24 protein-coding genes are annotated in these 21,734 nt (G+C 51.1%); 13 read left to right on the top strand and 11 right to left on the bottom strand.

Annotated elements, in window-relative coordinates; all coding sequences use genetic code 11:
- Positions 1 to 125: 125 nt before the first annotated feature.
- The 8 genes from MKX70_RS06690 (at position 126) to MKX70_RS06655 (ending at position 5,576) form a co-directional block, all read left to right on the top strand.
- Positions 126 to 926 (top strand): SDR family NAD(P)-dependent oxidoreductase, encoded by an 801-nt coding sequence (locus tag MKX70_RS06690; protein ID WP_042240877.1) that lies wholly within the window; start codon positions 126 to 128, stop codon positions 924 to 926.
- Positions 926 to 2,059, top strand: coding sequence for an SMP-30/gluconolactonase/LRE family protein (locus tag MKX70_RS06685; protein ID WP_340839731.1), 1,134 nt, complete (start codon positions 926 to 928; stop codon positions 2,057 to 2,059). Before MKX70_RS06690 ends, MKX70_RS06685 begins: the two co-directional genes overlap by 1 nt.
- Positions 2,060 to 2,472: 413 nt before the next feature.
- Complete coding sequence (locus tag MKX70_RS06680; RefSeq protein WP_156123429.1) at positions 2,473 to 3,078, top strand: hypothetical protein; 606 nt, start codon at positions 2,473 to 2,475, stop codon at positions 3,076 to 3,078.
- Between the two features lie 246 nt (positions 3,079 to 3,324).
- On the top strand, positions 3,325 to 3,939 hold the full coding sequence (locus MKX70_RS06675; RefSeq protein WP_042240882.1) for an RNA polymerase sigma factor: 615 nt from the start codon (positions 3,325 to 3,327) through the stop codon (positions 3,937 to 3,939).
- Positions 3,932 to 4,096, top strand: a complete 165-nt coding sequence (locus MKX70_RS06670; RefSeq protein WP_197073011.1) for a YvrJ family protein — start codon at positions 3,932 to 3,934, stop codon at positions 4,094 to 4,096. Before MKX70_RS06675 ends, MKX70_RS06670 begins: the two co-directional genes overlap by 8 nt.
- Before the next feature lie 5 nt (positions 4,097 to 4,101).
- A complete protein-coding gene (locus tag MKX70_RS06665; RefSeq protein WP_042240885.1) occupies positions 4,102 to 4,350 on the top strand; it encodes a helix-turn-helix domain-containing protein in 249 nt (82 codons plus the stop codon).
- Positions 4,340 to 4,546, top strand: a complete 207-nt coding sequence (locus MKX70_RS06660) for a hypothetical protein (RefSeq protein WP_197073012.1) — start codon at positions 4,340 to 4,342, stop codon at positions 4,544 to 4,546. The genes MKX70_RS06665 and MKX70_RS06660 overlap by 11 nt, the downstream gene beginning before the upstream one ends.
- Positions 4,547 to 4,763: 217 nt before the next feature.
- A complete protein-coding gene (locus MKX70_RS06655) occupies positions 4,764 to 5,576 on the top strand; it encodes a hypothetical protein (RefSeq protein WP_042240891.1) in 813 nt (270 codons plus the stop codon).
- 331 nt (positions 5,577 to 5,907) lie between these two features.
- On the opposite strand, the gene MKX70_RS06650 is transcribed toward MKX70_RS06655, so the two are convergent.
- Positions 5,908 to 6,279 carry a RidA family protein gene (locus MKX70_RS06650; protein ID WP_042240894.1) on the bottom strand — a complete coding sequence of 124 codons (372 nt, stop codon included), beginning with the start codon at positions 6,277 to 6,279 and terminating at the stop codon, positions 5,908 to 5,910.
- 142 nt (positions 6,280 to 6,421) lie between these two features.
- On the opposite strand from MKX70_RS06650, the gene MKX70_RS06645 reads away from it, so the two are divergent.
- Complete coding sequence (locus MKX70_RS06645; RefSeq protein WP_042240897.1) at positions 6,422 to 6,625, top strand: hypothetical protein; 204 nt, start codon at positions 6,422 to 6,424, stop codon at positions 6,623 to 6,625.
- 2 nt (positions 6,626 to 6,627) lie between these two features.
- On the opposite strand, the gene MKX70_RS06640 is transcribed toward MKX70_RS06645, so the two are convergent.
- Complete coding sequence (locus MKX70_RS06640; protein WP_269322084.1) at positions 6,628 to 6,753, bottom strand: hypothetical protein; 126 nt, start codon at positions 6,751 to 6,753, stop codon at positions 6,628 to 6,630.
- Positions 6,754 to 7,766: 1,013 nt separating this feature from the next.
- On the opposite strand from MKX70_RS06640, the gene MKX70_RS06635 reads away from it, so the two are divergent.
- The gene (locus tag MKX70_RS06635; RefSeq protein WP_197073013.1) at positions 7,767 to 9,608 is read left to right on the top strand and encodes a collagen-like triple helix repeat-containing protein; all 1,842 of its coding nucleotides are present in this window, start codon (positions 7,767 to 7,769) and stop codon (positions 9,606 to 9,608) included.
- 87 nt (positions 9,609 to 9,695) lie between these two features.
- On the opposite strand, the gene MKX70_RS06630 is transcribed toward MKX70_RS06635, so the two are convergent.
- The 7 genes from MKX70_RS06630 to MKX70_RS06600 all read right to left on the bottom strand — a co-directional run bounded on the left by MKX70_RS06630 (position 9,696) and on the right by MKX70_RS06600 (position 16,417).
- Complete coding sequence (locus MKX70_RS06630) at positions 9,696 to 11,426, bottom strand: Imm51 family immunity protein (RefSeq protein WP_042240899.1); 1,731 nt, start codon at positions 11,424 to 11,426, stop codon at positions 9,696 to 9,698.
- A gap of 251 nt (positions 11,427 to 11,677) precedes the next feature.
- Complete coding sequence (locus tag MKX70_RS06625; protein ID WP_042240902.1) at positions 11,678 to 12,187, bottom strand: SRPBCC domain-containing protein; 510 nt, start codon at positions 12,185 to 12,187, stop codon at positions 11,678 to 11,680.
- Between the two features lie 19 nt (positions 12,188 to 12,206).
- Positions 12,207 to 12,530: an ArsR/SmtB family transcription factor gene (locus MKX70_RS06620; RefSeq protein ID WP_042140481.1), complete on the bottom strand. Its 324-nt coding sequence runs from the start codon at positions 12,528 to 12,530 to the stop codon at positions 12,207 to 12,209.
- A 149-nt stretch (positions 12,531 to 12,679) separates the two neighbouring features.
- Complete coding sequence (locus MKX70_RS06615) at positions 12,680 to 14,062, bottom strand: sensor histidine kinase (protein WP_340839730.1); 1,383 nt, start codon at positions 14,060 to 14,062, stop codon at positions 12,680 to 12,682.
- A gap of 9 nt (positions 14,063 to 14,071) precedes the next feature.
- The gene (locus tag MKX70_RS06610; protein ID WP_081956746.1) at positions 14,072 to 14,749 is read right to left on the bottom strand and encodes a response regulator transcription factor; all 678 of its coding nucleotides are present in this window, start codon (positions 14,747 to 14,749) and stop codon (positions 14,072 to 14,074) included.
- 24 nt (positions 14,750 to 14,773) lie between these two features.
- Entirely contained in the window at positions 14,774 to 15,820 is a 1,047-nt protein-coding gene (locus MKX70_RS06605; RefSeq protein ID WP_340781617.1) for a DUF4097 family beta strand repeat-containing protein, read from the bottom strand.
- Positions 15,821 to 15,958: 138 nt separating this feature from the next.
- A complete protein-coding gene (locus MKX70_RS06600) occupies positions 15,959 to 16,417 on the bottom strand; it encodes an Lrp/AsnC family transcriptional regulator (RefSeq protein WP_042240909.1) in 459 nt (152 codons plus the stop codon).
- Positions 16,418 to 16,594: 177 nt separating this feature from the next.
- On the opposite strand from MKX70_RS06600, the gene MKX70_RS06595 reads away from it, so the two are divergent.
- Complete coding sequence (locus MKX70_RS06595; RefSeq protein WP_340839729.1) at positions 16,595 to 17,767, top strand: serine hydrolase domain-containing protein; 1,173 nt, start codon at positions 16,595 to 16,597, stop codon at positions 17,765 to 17,767.
- Complete coding sequence (locus MKX70_RS06590) at positions 17,764 to 19,017, top strand: MFS transporter (RefSeq protein WP_340839728.1); 1,254 nt, start codon at positions 17,764 to 17,766, stop codon at positions 19,015 to 19,017. The genes MKX70_RS06595 and MKX70_RS06590 overlap by 4 nt, the downstream gene beginning before the upstream one ends.
- A 189-nt stretch (positions 19,018 to 19,206) precedes the next feature.
- Here MKX70_RS06590 and MKX70_RS06585 read toward each other — a convergent pair whose 3' ends face one another.
- The gene (locus MKX70_RS06585) at positions 19,207 to 20,052 is read right to left on the bottom strand and encodes an anti-sigma factor (RefSeq protein WP_340839727.1); all 846 of its coding nucleotides are present in this window, start codon (positions 20,050 to 20,052) and stop codon (positions 19,207 to 19,209) included.
- Positions 20,045 to 20,626 (bottom strand): RNA polymerase sigma factor, encoded by a 582-nt coding sequence (locus MKX70_RS06580; protein ID WP_042240923.1) that lies wholly within the window; start codon positions 20,624 to 20,626, stop codon positions 20,045 to 20,047. The genes MKX70_RS06585 and MKX70_RS06580 overlap by 8 nt, the downstream gene beginning before the upstream one ends.
- 192 nt (positions 20,627 to 20,818) lie before the next feature.
- On the opposite strand from MKX70_RS06580, the gene infC reads away from it, so the two are divergent.
- A complete protein-coding gene (infC, locus tag MKX70_RS06575; protein ID WP_340839726.1) occupies positions 20,819 to 21,331 on the top strand; it encodes a translation initiation factor IF-3 in 513 nt (170 codons plus the stop codon).
- The last annotated feature ends 403 nt before the right edge of the window (positions 21,332 to 21,734 follow it).

Here is a 21,734-nt window from a genome sequence, read left to right as displayed (position 1 = left end):
CATGCCGCTGATAACGGATTTATGCCGTTGATAACGGACTTATGGCCGCTAAGATCGGTCATATTTTTTTCGAATCCGGTAACGTTGTTTCCATTACAAAACATTGTAACAGAGGAGTAGAAACTATGAATACTAAAGGGAAATGGTCGTTAATCACCGGAGCCTCTTCGGGAATCGGCGAACAGTTCGCAAGACAATTAGCCAAGGAAGGCAGTCATCTGGTGCTTGTAGCCAGAACCAAAAGCAAACTCGATGCGCTCTCAGCCGAATTGACGCGCAGCCATGGAGTTCAGTGCCGGGTCATCCCCCTGGATCTATCGCTCGAAGGCGCTGCCGGAGATCTGTACCAGCAATGCCAACAGCTCGGCCTGAGCATCGATCTGCTGGTTAACAATGCGGGTTTTGCCACCCATGGCCTGTTTGAAGAGGTCTCCGGCGAACGCCAGCATGAAGAAGTGATGCTCAACGTCACCGCTGTAGTCGATATGACTCATTTATTCCTTCCCGGAATGCTCCACAGAGGGGCAGGCGCTGTGATCAATGTATCGTCTACCGCAGGCTTTCAGCCGCTGCCTTATATGGCTGTCTACGGGGCGACCAAAGCTTTTGTCCTGTCCTTTACCGACGCCCTGTGGTGGGAGAATCGTAATCGCGGCGTCCAATTCTTCGCCCTGTGTCCAGGCTCGACGGAGACCAATTTCTTCAACGTGGTGGGTACGGAGGATGCCTCTGTCGGCGGCGCGAAGGACTCGCCGGAGCGGGTAGTGGCCCTTACACTGCGCGCTATGGCCCGAGGGAAGCAGTACCTTGTTCCGGGACTCCGCAATTACCTCAGTGCCCAGATTACCCGGTTCATGACCCGCAGACAAAGTCTGCGGCTGGTCGGTGGTATGCTTCGCCCTACACACCCTAAGGAGGATCAATAATGTCTACAGAAACCAATCCACGTAAACGTTCCACCGGTCAACACATTCGCAGATGGGGCTTGGTCCTGCTCGGCGTAATTGTGCTGGGAATCGCCGGGTTCCTGCTGATGCCTGCTCCGGTAGAGCCTGCTGTATGGTCTGCACCTGCCGCCCCTTCTTTTGAGAAGGAGGGTCCCTGGAAAGAGAACAGCAAGCTTAGCTCCGCAGAGCTTGTGACAGACCGCGCGAAGTTCCCGGAATTTATCACTTTTGATTCTACCGGGCGGCTGTATACAGGCGACTCTGACGGCACAATCTACAGAGTGGCCTTCGATGCGGAAGGCAAGGCGCAGCCAGCCGAAGTGTTCGCCGATACCCAGGGAACACCTAACGGGCTGAAATTCGATGCTGACGGAAATTTGATCGTGGCGGATATTCAGAAGGGGCTGCTGTCGATTGACCCGAATGGAAAGATTGAAGTATTGGCCACTGAAGTAGATGGAGGACCGATCTATCTGGCGAACGAGCTGGACATCGGGCAAGACGGATCGGTCTATTTCTCCGACACCTCTAACTATGGCAAGGTCATGTTCAAAGAAATTGCCGAGAACAAACCGCATGGACGGTTGTTGAAATATGATCCGCAGACCAAACAGACAACCGTTCTGCTGAAGGATTTGTATTTCGCCAACGGAGTCGTATTATCTGCTGAAGAAGATTTCGTGCTTGTTGCTGAATCGTACCATTACCAGCTGACAAGATATTGGCTGAAGGGGCCAAAGCAAGGTACCTCTGATATTTTTGCGGAGAACCTGGCGGGGTTTCCAGACAATATCACCCGCGACGCTCAGGGAAATTTCTGGGTGGGGGTATTCACAACCCGTCTGGCTTTTGCCGATTACATGCATAGTCATCCCTGGGTAGCAGCGATGATGTCCAAAGTTCCGCAGGCCTTGTTAAATGGAGCAAGTGCGCCGGTGAAGCACGGACTTGTCGCAGAATATGGACCCGAAGGAGAGCTTGTGAACAGCTGGCATGATCCTGAAGGAACCTTGTATGGCATCACCACTGCCGTAAGCCAGGGAGGATATTTATATCTCGGAACCGCACCGGGAGGAAGCCAGGGTGTTCATCGGGTGCTTCTGAAACCATAGGGATTGGATTGCTGCATTCATCTATCCACTGCCGCTTGTAAATATCCCAAACAGCAGCTCACTCTGACAGGAGGGGCTGCTGTTTGGCTTGAGGCATCTTCTTCTGTTAGCGTAAGACCCGCCTGCCATACGTTCACTAAACTCACTCAGCGCTCCTTCCGCGTAAACCTAGTCGTTCCCCCGCGACCTGTGCTAGCAGGCATATATAATCCGACAATCTCTGGACAGGCATTCCACCTGCTTCGTGGCGTTACCGTTCAGTTGAAACATACTCCTAATTCTTAAAAATTCCAAATAGTGAATGAGGTTGATTATAAGGATTTAGGTTTCACTTTATTAATTATAAGCAAGAGAGCAATATCATCCATGGTGAATTGTTTGAGCTTAAATTCTATTTAAGGATGTGTTGATTTATGGCATTTACGTGTACAACAAATGGAGGCGGAGTCGAACTTTCAGCTTCTACGTTCGAATCAATTTATGGGAAATATGCGGACTGGGCAAGTTACAAGACAGGCGTTCCCTATGTAATGATCCTGATCATGTGGTACCACGAAAGCGGGAAAGGAATTAAAAATATTAATACTCCCTACAACAATCCAGCAAATGCTTATGGAAGTGGCCCTGATCACCCGTATGCAAATATCTGCGTAGGCGTTACAGACTTCATTAATCTGATGACAGGAACAAATTTTAGTGTTAGTGCTGTTGATGCAAATGGACGTTCTGCATCTAAGTATATCAAAGACGCTATTGCTAACGGCTACACGCTGCCAGCCAGTAATAGGTACGGATCAATCCCTGGTGCTGGCACTTATTATGCTCCTGGTTTCGGTGCTGGATGTGCTGCTATGGGAGCAATGGGGTGGGCTCAAAGTTTTTACTACTCTTCTGGTTCTGCTGTTGGTGCAATTCCTAGCGCAGCCGGAAATATCCTTCAACGTTGGTGGGAGATTTATTACTCTGCTATATCCAAAACTAAAATCGGTACAACTTTAGCGCCCAGTTGTTGCAGCTAAAATTTAAACAAAATAGTAGGTATAGACATAAGGACGCGAAATTCCCATTACGGGAATAACGCGTCCTTTTTTTTGTATTTTAGACCTAAGTAATATTAAGACTAAAAGGAAGTATATTGTTCTTTGAAAAACAATCAAAAAATGTAGATTTATGAGATATAATAGAACATATGTTCTGTGTTAGGTTGATTATGGAAGTTTTTTCTTCACTTTATTAATGGAAAGAATCTAAAAGGAGGCTATCAGATGAATTTAACATTATTGAATGAAGCAGAGTCAGTAATCGTAAGAAATTTTTTTCAAAATGATAAAACAATTCCGTTTCTAAATCCAATTGTCAATTCCTTTTTTGATGAGGAACAACATATAGAGTGGTTGTTATCGGCAATAAAAGGGAATGACGCTAACTTGCAACTTCTCAATAGGGCGTTCAAAAAACATTACTTCAGGATACGTTTTATTCGCTTTATTTCTTCAACTATTCGCTTCGCAGCTATTGATTTTATACGAAGAATGAGGAAGGCCAAAGAAAGAAATCCTCTTTTCTTAGATAATGATACCTCTGAGAAAAACAATAAAGACGAATTTCTATATAACCATTCTCCACTGTTAGATCAATACTTTTCAGGAGATGAATTTTTTAGAGATAGTATTGAAGACGACGCACTTTACTTTGCTTGGATCGATCTAAGTCCTAAACAAAAACAGGTTATTTTATTGTCTTACACGATGTCCTACCAAGACATTGAAATTGCTAAATTTCTCTCCATTAGCCCGCAAGCAGTATTTAATAGAAAAAGAAAGGCGTTAGTTAAAATGAGAGCAATTTATTCCAGTAAGGTGGTGAACATCAGTGGATAGTGAGGCATTTACTATTTTCATTACTGCAATAAATAATGTTGGCTTTCCAATTGTTATGATTGGATATTTAGTAGTTAGATTTGAAAAAAAGATAGATGCTCTGACTAACGTCATACACGACCTGCTCACTTCAATAAATGAATCAAAGGAGAAATGAGTTCTATGGAAAAAGATTTATATACCTTAGTCAGTTTGGCCCAGCAAGGAGATCGAGGGGCGTTAGAGAGTATTCTTGAAATGTTCTCCCCCTTACTTAATAAACAAAAGAGGATGGTTGGTTTGAACGACCAAGACGATTTACTTCAGACTTTAAGAGAGCTATTAATAGAAAAAACACTACACTTCGATATCGAACATTCACCTGATTTTTCACATTTCAAAAAATTGAAAGGGGAACTTAATGATGATTAAAAGTAATATGGAAAGACAATTAGAAATTCAAAAAGAAATTTGCATGTTAAGTAAAAAAATAATTACTGCCGCACCGGAAGATCTGGCATTCTACGATTCAATTGGACAGCTCTATGTTTTAAAATTGAAAGAAATCCAAGAAGAATGCCTTACCTTAAAAAGCGATAATTGCGTCGTTATACCGTCAAATTGCTAACCCCAATTTCGAATTCTATTTCGTATAGTATTCGACATATAAATTTAATGTTATTATTTGTTAAACATTTTATTAGGTCGGAGCGTCTAATTATACGTAGTTACAGTTACAGTATTTTGAATTATCATTTGAATATAATTGCAAATATGTAACAAAAAACTATTTTCATAATGTATAATTAAAAATGTTCAAAATAAAATCTTTAGAGGAGTTCAAAATGAAATATGCAAAATTCTATACGTTGACAACAATTCTTGCAGGCACTTTGCTTATCTCGGCATGTAATAACAGTAATAATTCTCTTAACAATAGCGCTACTTCAAACATACTCTCTCATCAAGAGGAAAAGGCAAACTCAACTTCAAACCCAAGCAGTAAAAGTGTACAAATCGGGGAAGAAAGCTACAGCATTCCATTAAATGATGAAAAAACAAAAAAGTACAATTTTGCTGTCAATACATTAGCCGGTATTGTTTGGTTGCCAGCGCCTAAAATGGAGATAGCTCCCGGAACAGAAACAAATCCATTTTATTTTCCGACTGAACCGTTTGTTTTTTATTTGAGTTCTCCTAATGAAAAAATTCTTACTTTAGAGAAGTCTAAAAAGTTATTTACCTTGCCACTTAAAGATAGTGCAGCTACGCTGATTGTAGATGATTTATTTGGATTTGGAGATTATATTCTCTACCATACATCATCTGTCTTTACAGATGGTGCTCAGCCGCTAAGACAACAAACCTGGATTATGAAGGTAGAAGACCCCTCATACAATAGAGTAATTAATGAGTTTCACTCAACGGGAGGAGATTCTTACAAATATGCAACTGATCAAATTGAAAATCTCTATATTTGGGTTAGTGTAACCCCTGGAAATTCTGATGGCAGCAGCAACTCTGAAGCCTATGTTTATAATATTTCTACCGGAAAGAAAGTGAAGCTAGAAGATTATTCTCTTAGCGGACAATCATCCGACTCAATTAAGTTTAACTACAATGATAAAGAATATACTTATAAGCTTCAGACTAAATAATCGTTAATTTCGATGGTTATAACTTGGAAGGTTGAAGACCTTTCGCATAAGTTACATCATATCCAGGCAAAAAAGCGCACCCCCTACAGGATGAATCGCCCTTTGCTTATCCTTTATCACGCTGCCCGTTCTATAGCCGGATAAGGCGAGAACAACGGCAGCGTGAATTTTTATAAATATACAGCGCAAATGCACAAATGTTCGAACACAGTTACTGCGGCCTCTCTTCCAGCGAAAGAACCCGCATCTGTGTATCCAGTCCAGCCACACCATCACGTATATGATGTCGCCAATCGCTCCAAACCGCCTCGCCGGGAAATTGTGCCGTCATTCAGAGTCGCGGTCTATACGCCACACCGTCGATCTGAACCTTGAGTCCCTCCGGGCCGCCAACATGCGCGAACTCGGTGGATATGGTTTTGCGTGCCGGATAATTGCCTTGGAATCTGCGCTTAAACACCTCTTCCATGACCGGAATATCCCATACATCCCGCAGCAGAATATCCATCTTCACCACATCTGTTAGCGTAAGACCCACCTGCCCCAGGCGGCCGCTCATATCATTCAGCGCACCTTCTACCTGCTCTTCCACCGTTCCGCCCAGATTGCCCACACAGAAGCTGAGAAAAATAAAATCCCCGGCCTCCACAAAACCCGAGTACGCGTATTCCGCGTTCACATCATGTCTGATGATTTCGCCCATGTTCGCTTGTTCTCCCCTTGTCATCTGAGATATGCCAAGTATAACGGGGGAAACCGGACAGCTGTGTGTCGTGGTTTTATAGGATAATTATGGTAATATTAGAATGAGTGAAAAAGGATTGCACCTGAAACGGAGGAGAACCATGAAACGATTTCTTACCTCAAAATCTTTCCTGATTACATCTGTTCTGTTCAGCCTGCTGTTCATTGTGAATCTGACGGCAACTCCTGACAGCACGGCTGCAGATATTGTATGGAGTATCTTTAAGTCCATATTAGCCGGGATAATCAGCGGCTTCTTGGTTGGCGGACCGATCTTTCTTGTGCAGAAGAAGAGAACGGTCTGAATCTAGACTCCCACCTGCGGAGGCTCATGAAGCTCCACAATAACCTGTCCCAGACACGCTGCCAGTACCTCATGATACCGTTGCTCCTCTTCTATCGTCACTTTCTCACGCAGCGATTCGAACAACACAGTTCACAAAACCTATACAATACTTTTGGATATTTCTTATGTAACCCTCTAAAAGTAACGTCCATTTCTATGTTTTGAATAGAGAATTCATTTATAATCTGCTGATAAACTTTGTCCTTCCACATGTAACCATGATTATCAGGTTCGATGAACCGCTTAACAAAACTTTCTTATTAACGATCTGAAACTCCCGGTAACGGTCGTATTGATGCTCTGACAAACTCTAATAGTGATGAGTCACGGTCCAGCAGTGTTCCATCCAGATTAAAAAGAACCGCTTTGATTATCATTCACTCACTCCTTTTTACCTAAAATTCTTTATAAATGATCATTATCCCTCCTATTTATAGCGCCAGATTTAAACTAGTGAAAACCATTTTGGTAAATCGTGTCTGAAATCTGTGGCGCAGCAGATTCAACATTACCCAGCGGAACTGGAACCGCCAGTAAAGCCAGAATCAGCAAGTATACCGCGAGCTTGTGAAGCTTGAACCTTGTTAGCATGTAATTACCTCCATTGTAGAATGAACTTGCAACTCAGACAGAAGAGAAGGGGTTGCCCTCACCCTCCATCGATTCACTCTCTGATGTGTGCGCTCCATTAAGACTAATGGAGAAGCTGCTGGGGCAAGCAGGAGGAACTCAGGGCAATTGCATATCGGCCAAAAGAAACCGGAATCCACGAGGCATACGTCTACTCCATTCCACACTAGCCCTCATACGTTATACAGAAGCCCGAGTGGTTATGTATAAACCTGACCGGCAGAAGGTGGGATAGCATGAATAAGTCGGATGCAGATAAGAATAGGAAGCTCAAGCTGCAGCGAATCAAAAGAAAACGGATAAAGCTTCGGCTCTATAGCAACACAATGTATAAATATAATAAGCACCTGAAAAAAAGCAGGATTCTAAAAGGGAAGCGCAGCGCCAAAGGGAATCCTGCTTCACGGAGTGCTAAGTGTCCGCCTAGTGAGACAGCAGCTTCACCAGGTCCAATGAGCATGATGGAACTCATGCAAAACATGGCTGCAATGGGGATGCAGGGAGCCACTGGCGCTGTAGGACTCATGGGCAGTATCGGTGTTATGGGCGCGACCGGGGCGACCGGAGTGATGGGCAGCATTGGACTGATGGGCAATGTTGGAGCGACTGGCGCAACGGGGACGACAGGTGCAATGGGCACGATCGGACTCATGGGCAGCATTGGGGTGATGGGAGCTACCGGGGCAACAGGTGCGATGGGCAGCATCGGACTTAGCGGCAGCATTGGAGCCATGGGCGTGACCGGGGCAACGGGCTCAATGGGCAGCATTGGGCTCATGGGCACCATTGGCGCGATGGGCGCGACCGGGGCAACGGGCGCAATGGGCAGCATTGGGCTCATGGGCACCATCGGCGCGATGGGTGCGACCGGGGCGACCGGCACGATGGGCAGCATCGGGCTCATGGGCACCATCGGCGCGATGGGTGCGACCGGGGCAACCGGCACGATGGGCAGCATCGGGCTCATGGGCACCATCGGCGCGATGGGCGCGACCGGGGCAACGGGCGCAATGGGCAGCATTGGGCTCATGGGCAACATCGGCGCGATGGGTGCGACCGGGGCGACCGGCACGACCGGCACGATGGGCAGCATCGGGCTCATGGGCACCATCGGAGCCATGGGCTCGACCGGAGCGACGGGCGCGATGGGCAGTATAGGGCTCATGGGCAACATAGGAGCCATGGGCGTGACCGGGGCCACCGGCGCGATGGGCAGCATCGGGCTCATGGGCACCATCGGCGCCATGGGTGCAACCGGAACGACCGGCGCGATGGGCAGCATCGGACTCATGGGCACCATAGGCGCCATGGGCGCAACCGGAGCGACCGGCGCGATGGGCAGCATCGGGCTCATGGGCTCGATCGGCGCCATGGGCGCGACCGGAGCGACGGGCGCGATGGGCAGTATCGGGCTCATGGGCAACATTGGAGCCATGGGCGTGACCGGGGCCACCGGCGCGATGGGCAGCATCGGGCTCATGGGCTCGATTGGGCTCATGGGTGTGACAGGAGCAACCGGAGCCATGGGCAGCATTGGACTCATGGGCAATATTGGAGCCATGGGCGATATGGGACTTATGGGTGCTATGGGGGCAATGGGCTTAATGGGCCTCGAAGGCATAACCGGGGCAACTGGCGCAACTGGAGTGACCGGGATTCCGGGACCAATGGGTCTTATGGGCTTGCCGGGAACGGCCGGCTTGCCAGGTGTTACAGGTGCAACTGGCGCAACTGGAGCGACAGGTGCAATAGGAGCAACAGGACCGGCAGGAGCAACGGGCGCGCCCGGTCTGGCGGGCTCACCAGGGATAGCAGGAGCAGGCTCGGCATTCATCGAGACGCTGAAAATCGGGGATCTCAACACCCAGATCCCATTTAATGCCGGGGGCGGAAATAATGAGGCTATCGGGGCGCTCGCATTCAGCGGATCGCAAATAACGATCAACAGGCTTGCAGCTTACGTTACTCAACTAGGCTCTACGGGTATTTTTCAGATGGCTGTCCTGCAGCCGACCAGCTCCTCCCAGTCTACAGTTATTGGAGTAACCACTGTAGCGACCTCTTTACGGGCAGGAATATTTATTCTCCCGCTGACGGCCTCTCTGACACTTTCAGGGGATATCACGTATCAGCTTGCTGTCTACAACCAGGTTAACGGCTCCAACCTCGGAGGCCGGAGCACAGGCACCTCCGGGCTGGCAGCACCGCCGATTAATTTCAGATCACAGAACCTCACGGGATTTACAACAGGCCAGTCTATCAATACGAGCGATTCTATCCTGCTGTCGCCTTGGCTGGCGGGACTTGCTTAACCCTTCCTTGGCGCATGGTACAAATAAAACGGGGACTGTCCTATAAAACGGCAGTTCCCGTTTCTATATGCCGCTCAAGCGCCCCGCTTAATCCAGCTCCGCACGCGAGAATAAATCCCGTATGAGTGCGTCGTTCTCACAAGCCCGCTTGAATGCGGAGGCGAAGGCTACGACCGCAGCTCCATCGGAGGCATACGCGCAGAACATATCGGCCTCCGGGTCAAAACGGATGATTCCGGCGAGTTCAGGCATCTGTTCCTCAAGGAATACCGCAGCCAGAGAGCCCCAGTCATATCCATTGCCTTGGAATCCTTCTTCCTCCCGCGCAGCAAACACTTCGGCCTTGTAGCTGCCCACGTTCAGAATCACCGATTTCCCGCCATTCCCCTGCTCTACTATAATAAACGGCTTAACATTCACAGCTTCCGTGGCCTCCGCCTCCCTCAGCTTCTCTAGCAATTGTTCCTCTGCTATATCCGTGAACCGCAGCGCTCCCTCACGCTCCACGATCATTCCCTGCCGCACCCGTTCATCCAGCCAGTCTGAGATGAAGCCCGGGGCATATGCGCCAGTGCTGAATTCGCCGCCGAACGCGATTATTTTCGAATAGACTTCAAGATATTGATCACGGCTGGTCTGCGGATAGGCACTGGTGTACAGCCAGAACTGCAGATCATACATCAAGGTCGAGCGTTCGTCCACATGAAGAGAGAAATGGCCCTTCTCTTCAACGATGGCGGTGCAGATGCTGCGGATGATCCCCTCTATGTTGTCCACTCCGGTGACTTTATCGCATAGCTCCTGAAGCAGAGGCGAGAATTGCCCGGCGGCTACCTTCCGCAGATCGTCCTGCTTATCTTCCTCCGATGTATCATAGACCTCCTCGCTCACCAGCCCGCGGATGAAGGTCTCATAATCCTTGGCCAGGAACGTAATTTCATAGTTGTTCTCCTGGTCCACATGAATGACCTCGGGTTCTCCCTCCGGCCCGCAGTAGCGGTAATCCAGCATCACCACATCATGGCCTGCAGACGGACAGTCCCCAATAACCACTCCAATATCGGGGTATCCCCACTCCTCAATCATGAACTGGCTGCCGAGATCGCCGCAGAGGGCATAGCTTTTGTCCCGGCCGATACCGGCAATTCCCGATATTGCGATATGATCTTCAGCCCAGGACGTGGATTCCTCTACCGGAAAGCAGGTGTTGCGGGGAATTCCGCCGTTCTGCTGCTTCATCATCGCGATGTAAGAGGACGGCAGCTTATAGCCCAGCTCCTGCTCCACAGAAGCAATCCCTTCGTCACTGGGCGGCGCCGACACATACTCCTTCCGGGCATAGTCGCTGTCCTCCCAGAAATCCGCGCAGTATTCGATGAAAGAGTTCAGGTCTCTTCCGTCCGCAGCCCCCTGTGCATTGGAGGCACGCAGCGCTGCGGCACGCCTTGCCTGCTCCCGCTTCTCCCGCTGCGCGCCGCTCCGGCTCCACTTCAGCAGCATGTGGGTATCCCCATCCCCGGGAGCCAGTTGGTCCGCCTGTTCGAATGCGCTTATAGACTGTTCATATTGCTTCAGATAATAATAGGAATATCCTATGCGAAAATGCCACAGCGGATCATTCCCGCCCTCCCCCGCAATACTCAGCAGCTGCTCCAGTGCCTCCCCGTAATGTTCCAGGTTGTTATAGGCTCTGGCCAACTGGCTGATCGTCTCATAATCTCTTGTATCCGGCGGAATCTCCTGAATGCGGTCCACTATCTGCTGATACTCATTATCTTCGTGCCAGCGTTTCAGCTGTGCCAGCAACTCCTCGTCCATGCCTTCGGCCTCCCCATAGTGACAATGCAAATAAGCCCGTACGCGATCGCTGCCGGACTGCTTGCAGTCAGTTAAATCGCTATTACCCATTCACCCTGAATGGACAGCTCTAAACATAGGTTTGGAATATACCCCAAATATATAAATGCGTATTATCAAAAAAGAGCCCATCCCCCGCCAACATCCGGCAAGGAAACAGCCTCTTCGTATTATCACTCCTACTACACTTATCTGCTCCGCTGCCCGTCCGGTTACTGAATCGCTTGCAGATGCTCCTCGAGGCGGTCCCAGGTTTCGGTAATCCCCTGCTCCATCCCCATATCCATCACCGTCTTGAGCGCTTCCGCGGAATCGTATTTCGACCGGCTCACCAGCTTCGTCTTCCCATCGTATTCTTCAAAGAACATGCTGACCAGCGTGGACGGCATACCTTCGGTTTCGTTGCCTTCGGCATCCGAGAAGTAATCGGTATAGACAAAACTCTCACCGTCGGTGATCTCATGGTAGACCCCCTTGCCCCAGGATTCCATGCCGAAGAAATCGCCCTGCTTCTCATCCACACATTTCATACAGTAGTGCCAGACGCCGCCCGGACGAAAATCAACGCTGCAGAAGGGAACGATCCAGCCGCGCGGGCCCCACCACTGCTTCAGATGCTCAGCCTCGGAGAATACTTTGAATACAAGCTCACGCGGTGCATCGAATACACGTTCAAGAACCAGTTCAAGACCTTCTACTCTCGTAATCATTTTGCTGGACATTCCTAATCCCTCCTGATAATCATGAATTGTCTTTGGATTGCAGCTTCCGGAGATACTCATCCAGATTGTCGAAGCGTTCACTCCACAGCTTACGATAGGCCTCCAGCCAAGCATCCATAGCCTCCAGCGGCTCTGTACGCAGCCTGTAATTCCGGCGGTTCGCCGCCGCCTCTACCTCAACCAGTCCGGCTTCCAGCAGTACGCGCAAATGCTTCGAGGCCTGAGGCTGCCGCAGTTCCAGACGCTCAGCAATATCGCCTACGCTCAGCGGCCCCTCCTTCAGAATCTCTACCATCCGCAGGCGGGTTGGTTCGGCAAGTGCGCTAAATGTCGTTGTGTCCATTTCAGATGTTCCTTTAGTGAAATCTTTAGTATTGGGGTACAGCTATAATATACCCCAATCGGAATATTCCAGTCAAGGAATATTATAATTCACTCTGTTAAATCAGGTTATTGATTCGTTGGATAGACCTTACTTATACCACCGCCCGCTTATGCTCCTGCAAACGTCAGCGTTACGGTTGTACCTTGTCCCGGCGTGCTGTCGATGGCGATGGAGCCGCCATACCGCTCCATGATTGCCTTGGCAATGGCCAGACCCAAGCCCGAGCCGCCCTGCGAGCGGTTGCGTGAAGCCTCCGTACGGTAAAAGCGCTCGAAGATATGCGGCAGCTGCTCAGCGGATATTCCGATGCCAGTATCGGCTACGCTCAGGATCACCTTACCGTCATCCGAACGGGAATGCCCGATCGTTACCGCTCCGCCTTCAGGCGTATACTTCAGTGCATTCTCTACGATGTTGCGGAGCACCTGATAGCAGGCGCTGCCAGGCATTCGGATGGGCAGCGCCTGTTCACCAGAGCCGCCGTCATAATCAAGCCGCACCCCCGGATTAACATGAACAGTCTGAGGCAGCAGTTCGTTCAGCACGGACTTCAGATTGCAGGCTTCTTCTCCGCCCTCCGGGGCCAGCGCCTCCGCCTCTGCTTCCGCAAGCAGCAGCAGCTGGGAGATCAGCTCCTTCATCCTCCGGGTCTCATCCATCATGAACGCCAGCGATTCATCCAGCACCTCCGGAGACTGCCTGCCCCACCGCTGGATCATATGCGTATGGCCTTCAATAATGGCCAGCGGTGTCTTAAGCTCATGGGAAGCATCGGCGATGAAGCGGCGCTGCTGGTCGAAGGAAACCTCCAGCTTATGCAGGAACCCGTTAAAGGTCTCGCCCAACTGCTGGAGCTCGTCCTGTGCGGCAGGAACATGCAGCCGCCGGGACAAGCTGTTCGTTCCGATGCTTCGCACCTCGCCAATCATGCTGCGGATCGGCTTCAGCGCTGAACGGGAGACGATGCCCCCTGCAAGCACAGCCATTCCGGCAGCCAGCAGCAGCCCCAGCAGCAGCAGTCTGCCCACCTCCTTCTCGGCGGTGGCGCTGCGTGATTGCCCGCTGTCCGTAAGCTGCAGCCGGACAAGCCCATACACGGGCAAGGACAGCTCCTTCTCTGCGCTGTAAACATCTGAACCGGGCGCCGGTTCACCCTCGCCCGCTTCTGCGAGCACACGCCCGCGTGCATCCAACATTTGCAGAACCTGACCTTTATCCAGCTCAGGGGCAAAAACGGAGAAATCCGGCTTCAAAAAAGCCGCTGCACCGCTTCCTTTGCCCAATCCGGGCTGAAGCAGGGACGGCAGGAATTCCACCTCACCGACCCGCAGCTCAAACTGTCTAAGCTTCGCATCCAGCAGCCGGGTCTCCTGGCTGTCTGTCCAATGTTTGAAGGTAATATAGACAAATCCGCTGACCACCGCCGTAACGGCCAGTGCAGTGAGTGCAATTGAAGCACTGACTTTACGGGAGAACGTCCATGGCTTCATTCACTCACCTCAGTCTCTCAGAATATACCCGCTGCCCCGGACCGTATGAATCAGCTTCTCGCTGAAGCCTTCATCCACCTTCATGCGCACATACCGGATATAGACATCCACCACATTCGTCTCGCCTTCATACGAGTAGCCCCAGACCAGGTTCAGCAGTGCCTCTCGGTTCATCAGCCGGTTCTTATGGACCAGCAGGCAGTGCAGCAGCTCGAATTCGCGCTGTGAGCATTCAATCTCGCGCCCGGCGCGGCTGACCCGGTGCGCAGCCCTGTCCAGTATCAGATCCTTGGCATGCAGGACTTCATCTCCGGCTTCTGCGGCGTGCAGCCTGCGCTGCAGGGAACGCATGCGGGCCAGCAGCTCTTCGATGGCGAAGGGCTTCGGCACATAATCATCCGCCCCGGTGTCCAGTCCCCGTACCCGGTCACTCACCGTGTCCCTGGCAGTCAGCATAATGATTGGAGTCTGCTTCACCGCGCGTACCCGCTTGCATACTTCTATTCCGCTGATGCCCGGCAGATTCAAATCGAGCAGAATGATGTCAAAATGCTCCCCCAGCGCTTTCCCGGCACCCGTAAGACCATCGCACGCAACCGTAATGTCATAACCTTCATAGGACAGTTCCAGCTCCAGCAGGCGGATCATGGCAGGCTCATCCTCAATAACCAATACGCGTTCCTTCAACCTCTCGTCCACCTCTTCACAACATCAGTTCTGCATTAGCGACAACCCGGCCATAGATTTGGCACGGATCTGATACGTACCTGCGCCCAGCTTCCCGCTGGCCCGGTGATTCTTCACTGTCAGCGGGAAGTCCGTTTCAATCTCTTCAAAAGCGGATTCGGCATCGACCACGACACCCGCATTCCCCGGCCAGGCCAGCTCTACGTCCCCTACCGCTGTAGTTACCTTCCAGTCTCCGCCGACCTTCCGGCTCTTCACATGAATGTTCCCGGCTACAGTGACCGCTTCTACAGCAGCCAATGCGTCCTTCACCGACAAATTGCCGTTTGTGGCCTTCAGGGTCAAGGCTCCGGCAATTTGCTCTGCTTTCACGTTGCCGTTGGTAAGTGTGACTTCTACGCGGTTCTTCGCTTCAGAGACCTGCACATTGCCATTCACCGTATGTAATTTGAGTGCATTGCCGATGCCGGAAGCAGATATATTTCCGTTCACAGCCGCTAACTCAATTCTACCTGTACTAGAAACTTTTGACAAAGAAAGATTGCCGTTCTCCGTCTCTGCCTGAAGCTCGGCCTTTATGCCCTGCGGCAGTGTAACCGTCAGATCAAGGCTTGGATATCGCCAATTGCCATAGGACTCGCTGTAGGTTCTAATCTCCAGATCAGCCCCTTTGCTTACCTTCATCCCCGCCTTGTCCGCTACGGCCTTCGCCTCATCCGCGTTTGCCTGATGGACATTCACTGTCATATGGACCTCCAGCTCCTTAACATTGCCCTGCTTAATTTCGATGGTTCCGTTCGTGTTAGCAATAGAGACACTTTGCGTGCCGGCCGGCAAGCTGACGCGGGTAATGCCTTTGTCAAAAGAGTATCCCGTCCCCGTCTTCTTCCCCGTTGTCTCCAGAGAGACTGCAGCCGCCGGAGCTGACACCGAGGCCTGTGCTGTCGCGGATTCAAAGTCCGCCTCGGACAGCGGCCGCGCACCGGCGCTCCCTCCATCCGCTATGCCCATGTACATTAATACCGCCGCCAGCGAGGCGCTTGTGATTAGCCGTTTCCACGTCATTCTCATATTCTCTCTCCTCCAGTTCTTGTGATTACCCTTAGGGTAAACCATCCTTGATGAGAAAGACTTTGCAGGGAGATTAGAGTTTGATGAGAATATCTGGGGACTCCGCCCCAAGTTCTAAAGAGCCCTATTGTTTATTTTCTATTTAAGCAGGTTTACGCTTGCTTCCTCCAGCGAAGGAATGAGATTTTTAGGCTCAATAGGGGATGACATGACGATTAGAATCGTATAATTCCCATATTTATCACACTGATTTCCAAACTCCTCAAGACCCTGAGTGGAGTCTGACATGACTTTTAACAGATAATTGTGTTCTCCGCTGATGCGATAGCATTCGACGACATTGGGATGGGTACGGCAGAAGTCCAGAAAGGCATGACACTCTCTGGAGTGGAAAAGGATATAGGCAGCTGCCTGTTTCCCGATTTTCTCCGGAGAAATGATCGTCCGGTACTCCTTGATCACCCCATTTTCCTCCATCCGCTTCACTCTTTCCGTTACTGCGGGCTGAGACAAGCCCACGCTTTTCCCCAGCTCTGTCATGGAAATTCTCGCCTGACTTTGAAGATGAAACAGAATTTGCTTATCAATAGAGTCCATTTTTAACCACTCCTTTAATTTTAAGATTATCGGTTTAAAATGCCTTTATTTTAAATGTTATAAGTGGGTTTTACCTTTATCGGCTCATGTATTCAAGTTAATTTATTTTATATACTTTACTTACAATAGTAAAGCGAAGGCAGTTGCTGCTTTAACTATAGCGAAAGGATGTTGAGTATGCCCTATTCGAACACAACCAACCCTAACCGTATCCCGGAGCGGATCGACAAGGTCATTGATGAGACACTAACCGACAAGCGCCTGGCAGGTGTTGTCATAAAGGTAGCGCTAGATGGACAACTCATCTATAGCCGTGCTGCTGGTTATGCGAGCCGTGAGCTAAACCAGCCTATGCGGGAGGACGCGTTGTTCCGGCTCGCCTCGGTTTCCAAACCGATTACCTCTACGGCAGCCCTGATTCTGGTGGCGCAAGATCGCCTGAAGCTGGATGACCGTGTAGACCGGTGGCTGCCGGAATTTAAGCCACGGCTGGAGAATGGAGAGACTGCAGCAATGACTGTCCGTCACTTAATGACGCACACCGCTGGTCTGACCTACCGCTTCTTTCAGGAAGAAGGCGGTACCTATGAGCAGGCTGGTGTATCTGATGGCATGGATCAGTCTGGTATCACGCTTGAAGAGAACCTGAAGCGGCTCGCGTCTGTTCCACTTCTCTATAAACCAGGCACCCAGTGGAGATACTCTATTGCAACAGATGTACTGGGGGCAGTAATTGCTAACGTAAGCGGGAACACACTCAGTGAAACGATCCGCTCACTTATTACTCAACCCCTCGATATGAAAGATACCAGTTTCGTTGCCGTGGACCCGAAGCGCCTGACCACAGCTTATGCCGATGACATTCCGGGACTGCGGCCTATGAAGAATCCCGATAGGCTGGGCTTTGTAGAAGGAACGGCGGGCTTCCGGCTCGCACCGGGCCGGGCGTTAGACAGCACTGCCTACGCTTCCGGGGGAGCCGGTATGGTAGGCAGCGCCGGAGATTTTCTGCAGCTGCTGGAAACGTTGCGGAAGGGAGGGGCGCCCCTGCTGCCGGAATCCCTGGTCCGCGAAATGATCACCAACCAGATTGGTGACCTGCCCATGCCCTTCTGGCCGGGACGGGGGTTTGGCCTTGGGATCACAGTCCTTAAAGATCCTGCTGCCGCAGACACAGCGGAGTCCCTTGGCACATGGCGCATGGGCGGCACCTATGGCCATTCGTGGTTCGTCGATACCAGGCAGCGGCTAAGCGTGGTAGCCTTCACCAATACCGCACTGGAGGGCATGTCGGGTCCGTTCACGGTTGACCTTTGCAATGCTATCTATGGCAGATTGGACCCGTCATGAACAACACAAAAGAGATCGCCGGGAGGAGCGGCAGCACAATTGCTTCCCCGCAGCAAAGCTCCAGTGCTCCTGCTTCCTTACACCTTCCCTGGGCCGGACTACTTGCTCTGGCAATGACCGGGTTTATCTGTATTCTGACTGAAACGATTCCCGCCGGACTCCTGCTTCAGATCAGTAAGGGGCTTGGAGTAACAGAGGCCATGGCGGGTCAGCTTGTTACCTTATATGCCCTGGGTTCTTTACTCGCAGCCATTCCATTGACCACGGTAACACGCGGCTGGAGACGTAGACCCTTGCTACTCATTTGCATCCTTGGTTTTCTCATATTCAATACCGTTACTGCCTTATCTTCGAGCTATCCCCTGACGCTTGCGGCCCGTTTCTTCGCGGGTGTGTCCGCTGGTGTCCTGTGGGGAATGATCGCAGGCTATGCACGGCGCATGGTACCGGAGCAGCTTAAGGGACGGGCTATGGCTATTGCAATGGCGGGAACGCCGCTTGCTCTGGCGCTCGGTGTCCCTGCCGGAACGTTTTTGGGTGATCTTGCAGGCTGGCGTAATATCTTTGGAGTCTTGTCGCTGTTCGCTCTGCTGCTGACCATTTGGATACTCTGGAAGCTACCGGACTATCCGGGAGAAGCTGCAGATCAGCGGCTCCCTCTAAATAAGGTCTTCACAAGCCCCGGAGTGCGGCCGATCCTGTTTGTCGTGCTGGCCTGGGTACTGGCCCACAATATCCTGTATACCTATATAGCACCGTACCTTACTCAGGCCGGGTTAACCGGACGCGTGGACTTGGTGCTTCTTATTTTCGGTATTACAGCACTTCTTGGCATCTGGTTAACCGGTATCTGGATAGATTGTCACCTGAGGCTGCTGGTTCTGATCAGCCTCACTGCATTTGCATTGGCATCTGTTCTGCTCAGTATAGGCAGCGGCAAGCCTGTTGTAATCTATCTAGTAGCTGCTGTATGGGGCTTAACGTTCGGGGGAGCAGCCACGCTGCTGCAAACAGCAATGGCTGCAGCTAGTGGAGAGAGCGCAGATGTAGCGCAATCCATGCTTGTAACCGCATGGAATCTGGCCATTGGCGGAGGCGGTATAATCGGTGGAATTCTTCTCGAAACAACGGGTGTCATGTCATTCCCATGGGCGTTGTTTGTCTTGCTGGCCCTTTCTGTATGGATAGTCCGGCGCAGCAGAAAACATGGATTCCCTCCCGGAACCATGGATATCCATCGCGATAAATAACTTCACGACCTGCCCACAAGTAGAAACGGCTTTGCCGTCCTTTTGTAAGGACGGTACCGTTTCAGCGGGAAATAGAAGGATAAGCTATCATGTGAATTCTTATATTTGCGCAAAAACAGCCGGGAACCCTCCCGGCTGTTCTTCATTACATTGAGTTCCCGCCAATATCGGCATTGCGGAATTCAGCTGCTACCCCTGCTTAATCGGCGCTGCCAGAATGATCTGTCCCCGCGGGGCGTCTCCCCCGTCATCCGGCTCCAGCGTAATTGCCACGGTATCGTAGGCCTTCGGATCAAACGAATAATAGAGTGCCCCGTTTCCGTCCTGTGAGATGAAGGTGCCCGCATTCTGCGGCGTATCCCCTTTGATCAGCCATACCTGGTAGACCTCTGTACCTGTAAGCTCCGGCAGATCCTCTGCCTGGATTACGAGGTGGGTCCCGGATGTATCAGCAACAATGGTCGCTACACCCTTGGCGGAAACAGCCTCTCCCGACGGGCTAAGCGCCACCGTCTCATTCACCTTAAGCCCCTGCAGGGGCCCGGTGCCGGAGGCAATCTGCCGCTGCAGCTGGTCTACATCCCCGCGCAGCTGGCCGGTATAGACAATCAGCAGCAGCACGGCCACAGCCAGCCCGAGGCTCAAGTAACCCCAGAAGCGGGTTTTTCTAGGCTCTGGAATTCTCGCCTTGGGCAGGCCCTGTTCTATAGGTGCCACCTTAACGGACTCACGCTCAATGGTGCGTTCTGCCGCAGGCTGAATATTAGGGCTGGCTTTCGGCGGAGCAGCCGGTGTACTCAACTTTTCCGACTCTAATACCCGTGATAATATCCGATCCTTCATTCCGGAAGGCGGCTCTGCGGGCTCGGAAGCAAGGGGAAGATGGCCCAGTACCTGCCGGTATTCACTTACCAGCTCCTTGCATTCACTGCAGGCTTCTGCATGGGCAGCGAACTGCGCTGTCTCTTCTGCCGTCAGTGCGCCCAGAACATATAATTCGGCCAGTTCACAGAGATCATCCTTATGTTCACTCATGCGCATGATCCCTCCTTCCCCAATGCCGTAATGATTTGTGCAGCTGCTTCATTGCCAATCGGACCCTTCCTTTGACCGTCCCCAGCGGAATTGCCGCAAGGTTCGCTACTTCCTGCTGGGTATAGCCCTGATAATAAATCATATCCATCACCTGCTGCTGATCCCGGCTCAGCCCCAGCAGCGCGTCCCTGATCTGTTCCCCGGCCATCTGCAGCTCAACGAGATCCTCGGTGAGCGCTGTATGGTCTTGAATCATATCCAGATTCCCGGAGTCTGCAGATTGCTGCGGCAGCCGGGAGCTGCGTTTGCGGAGATGATCAATCGCCAGATTGCGGGTAACGGCGAACATCCAGGTAAGCAGCTTGCCCCTGCCGAAATCAATCTGCTCCGCATTCTTCCATACCCGCAGGAACAGTTCCTGCATTACTTCTTCAGCGGCCATCGAATCCTTCACGATCTGGTAAGCAAAACTATAGATTACCCGTTCATACCGGTCATAGAGCAGTTCGAGGGCATTCGAGTCTTTCTGTGCAATAAGCTGGATTAACTGCTTATCGTCAGCTGTGTCATTCAATTGCCATCCCCCATTCAACAAAAATTTAGTACTCCGGCGCTCCCGCGCTGAACTTCCTGCGTTTCACTGAGTATAACCGCTTTGCACAAGCGGCTCAACTTTGAATCAAGGATCATGTCCTCCGGAATTGAAGCCCGGCCGGCTTCCATATATGATAGCTATATCATATCCGCAAAGGGAGGATTCATTTCCGTGGCCGTACTTATTAATGAACAGATTAGAGCCGCCGAGGTCGAGCTTACCGGGCTGAAGGGCCAGAAGCTCGGCACCGTATCCAGAGAGGAGGCGCTGGCTATGGCCAGATCCGCAGGAGCCGATCTGGTCTGCACCTCGCTGATGAGCAGTCCGCCGCCCTGCAGCCTGGTCGCCAAGGGCACAGGCAAAGCCGCTGCGCAAGCGGCACGCAAGGGCGATACCAGCCGTCCGCAAGGCGGCGGAGGCAGCACTGAGAAGGTGAAGGAGCTGCGCTTCACCGCCCATATTGAAGAGCATGACTACGACACGAAGCTGCGTCAGGCGGACAAGCATCTGCGCTCCGGCAAGCCGGTGCAGCTGGTCGTGAAGTCCTCCGGCGCGAAGGAGGCGGCGGCCGCGAAGGCAGTCCTGGAGCGTCTGCTGGCAGATCTGAAGGAGGCCGGAAGCAAGACCACCGGAATTCAGACCAGCGGCAAAGGCGCACAGGTACGGGTAAATCCGCGTACGTAATATTGCTGTGAGAGCAACAAGTGGAAAAAGGTATCTTAATTTACCTGTTTCTGAGGGATAGACAGAAGCAAGTGGAAAAACAACACCTAATATTGTTAGGTTTAGCTACTGTGGGTGAAAAGGGAGGATTTAAGTGCTGTTAGTCCAACTGTTATTTGAGCAGAGTTCTATCGTTCATCAGCAAGTGGACAATATCCAACTCTTTCCGGTCCTCATAGCATCCGAGCTTGTCCCGTTCGTTCTCTCTGGCTCGAAGCATATACATTCTTATCTATGAAGTGGAAACGGCTTTGCTGTCCTGTAAAAGGACGGCAAAGCCGTTATTCTTGAACCCTATCTTCTTCCGCTTATCTTGTCCCGCCGGGCCGCTCATCTTCTACTCGTCTTCCGTACATCTCCCGCT

The sequence above is a fragment of the Paenibacillus sp. FSL R7-0312 genome, from assembly GCF_038004445.1.
Classification (GTDB): Bacteria; Bacillota; Bacilli; order Paenibacillales; family Paenibacillaceae; genus Paenibacillus_AQ.
This window is presented reverse-complemented; position numbering and strand designations above follow the sequence as displayed.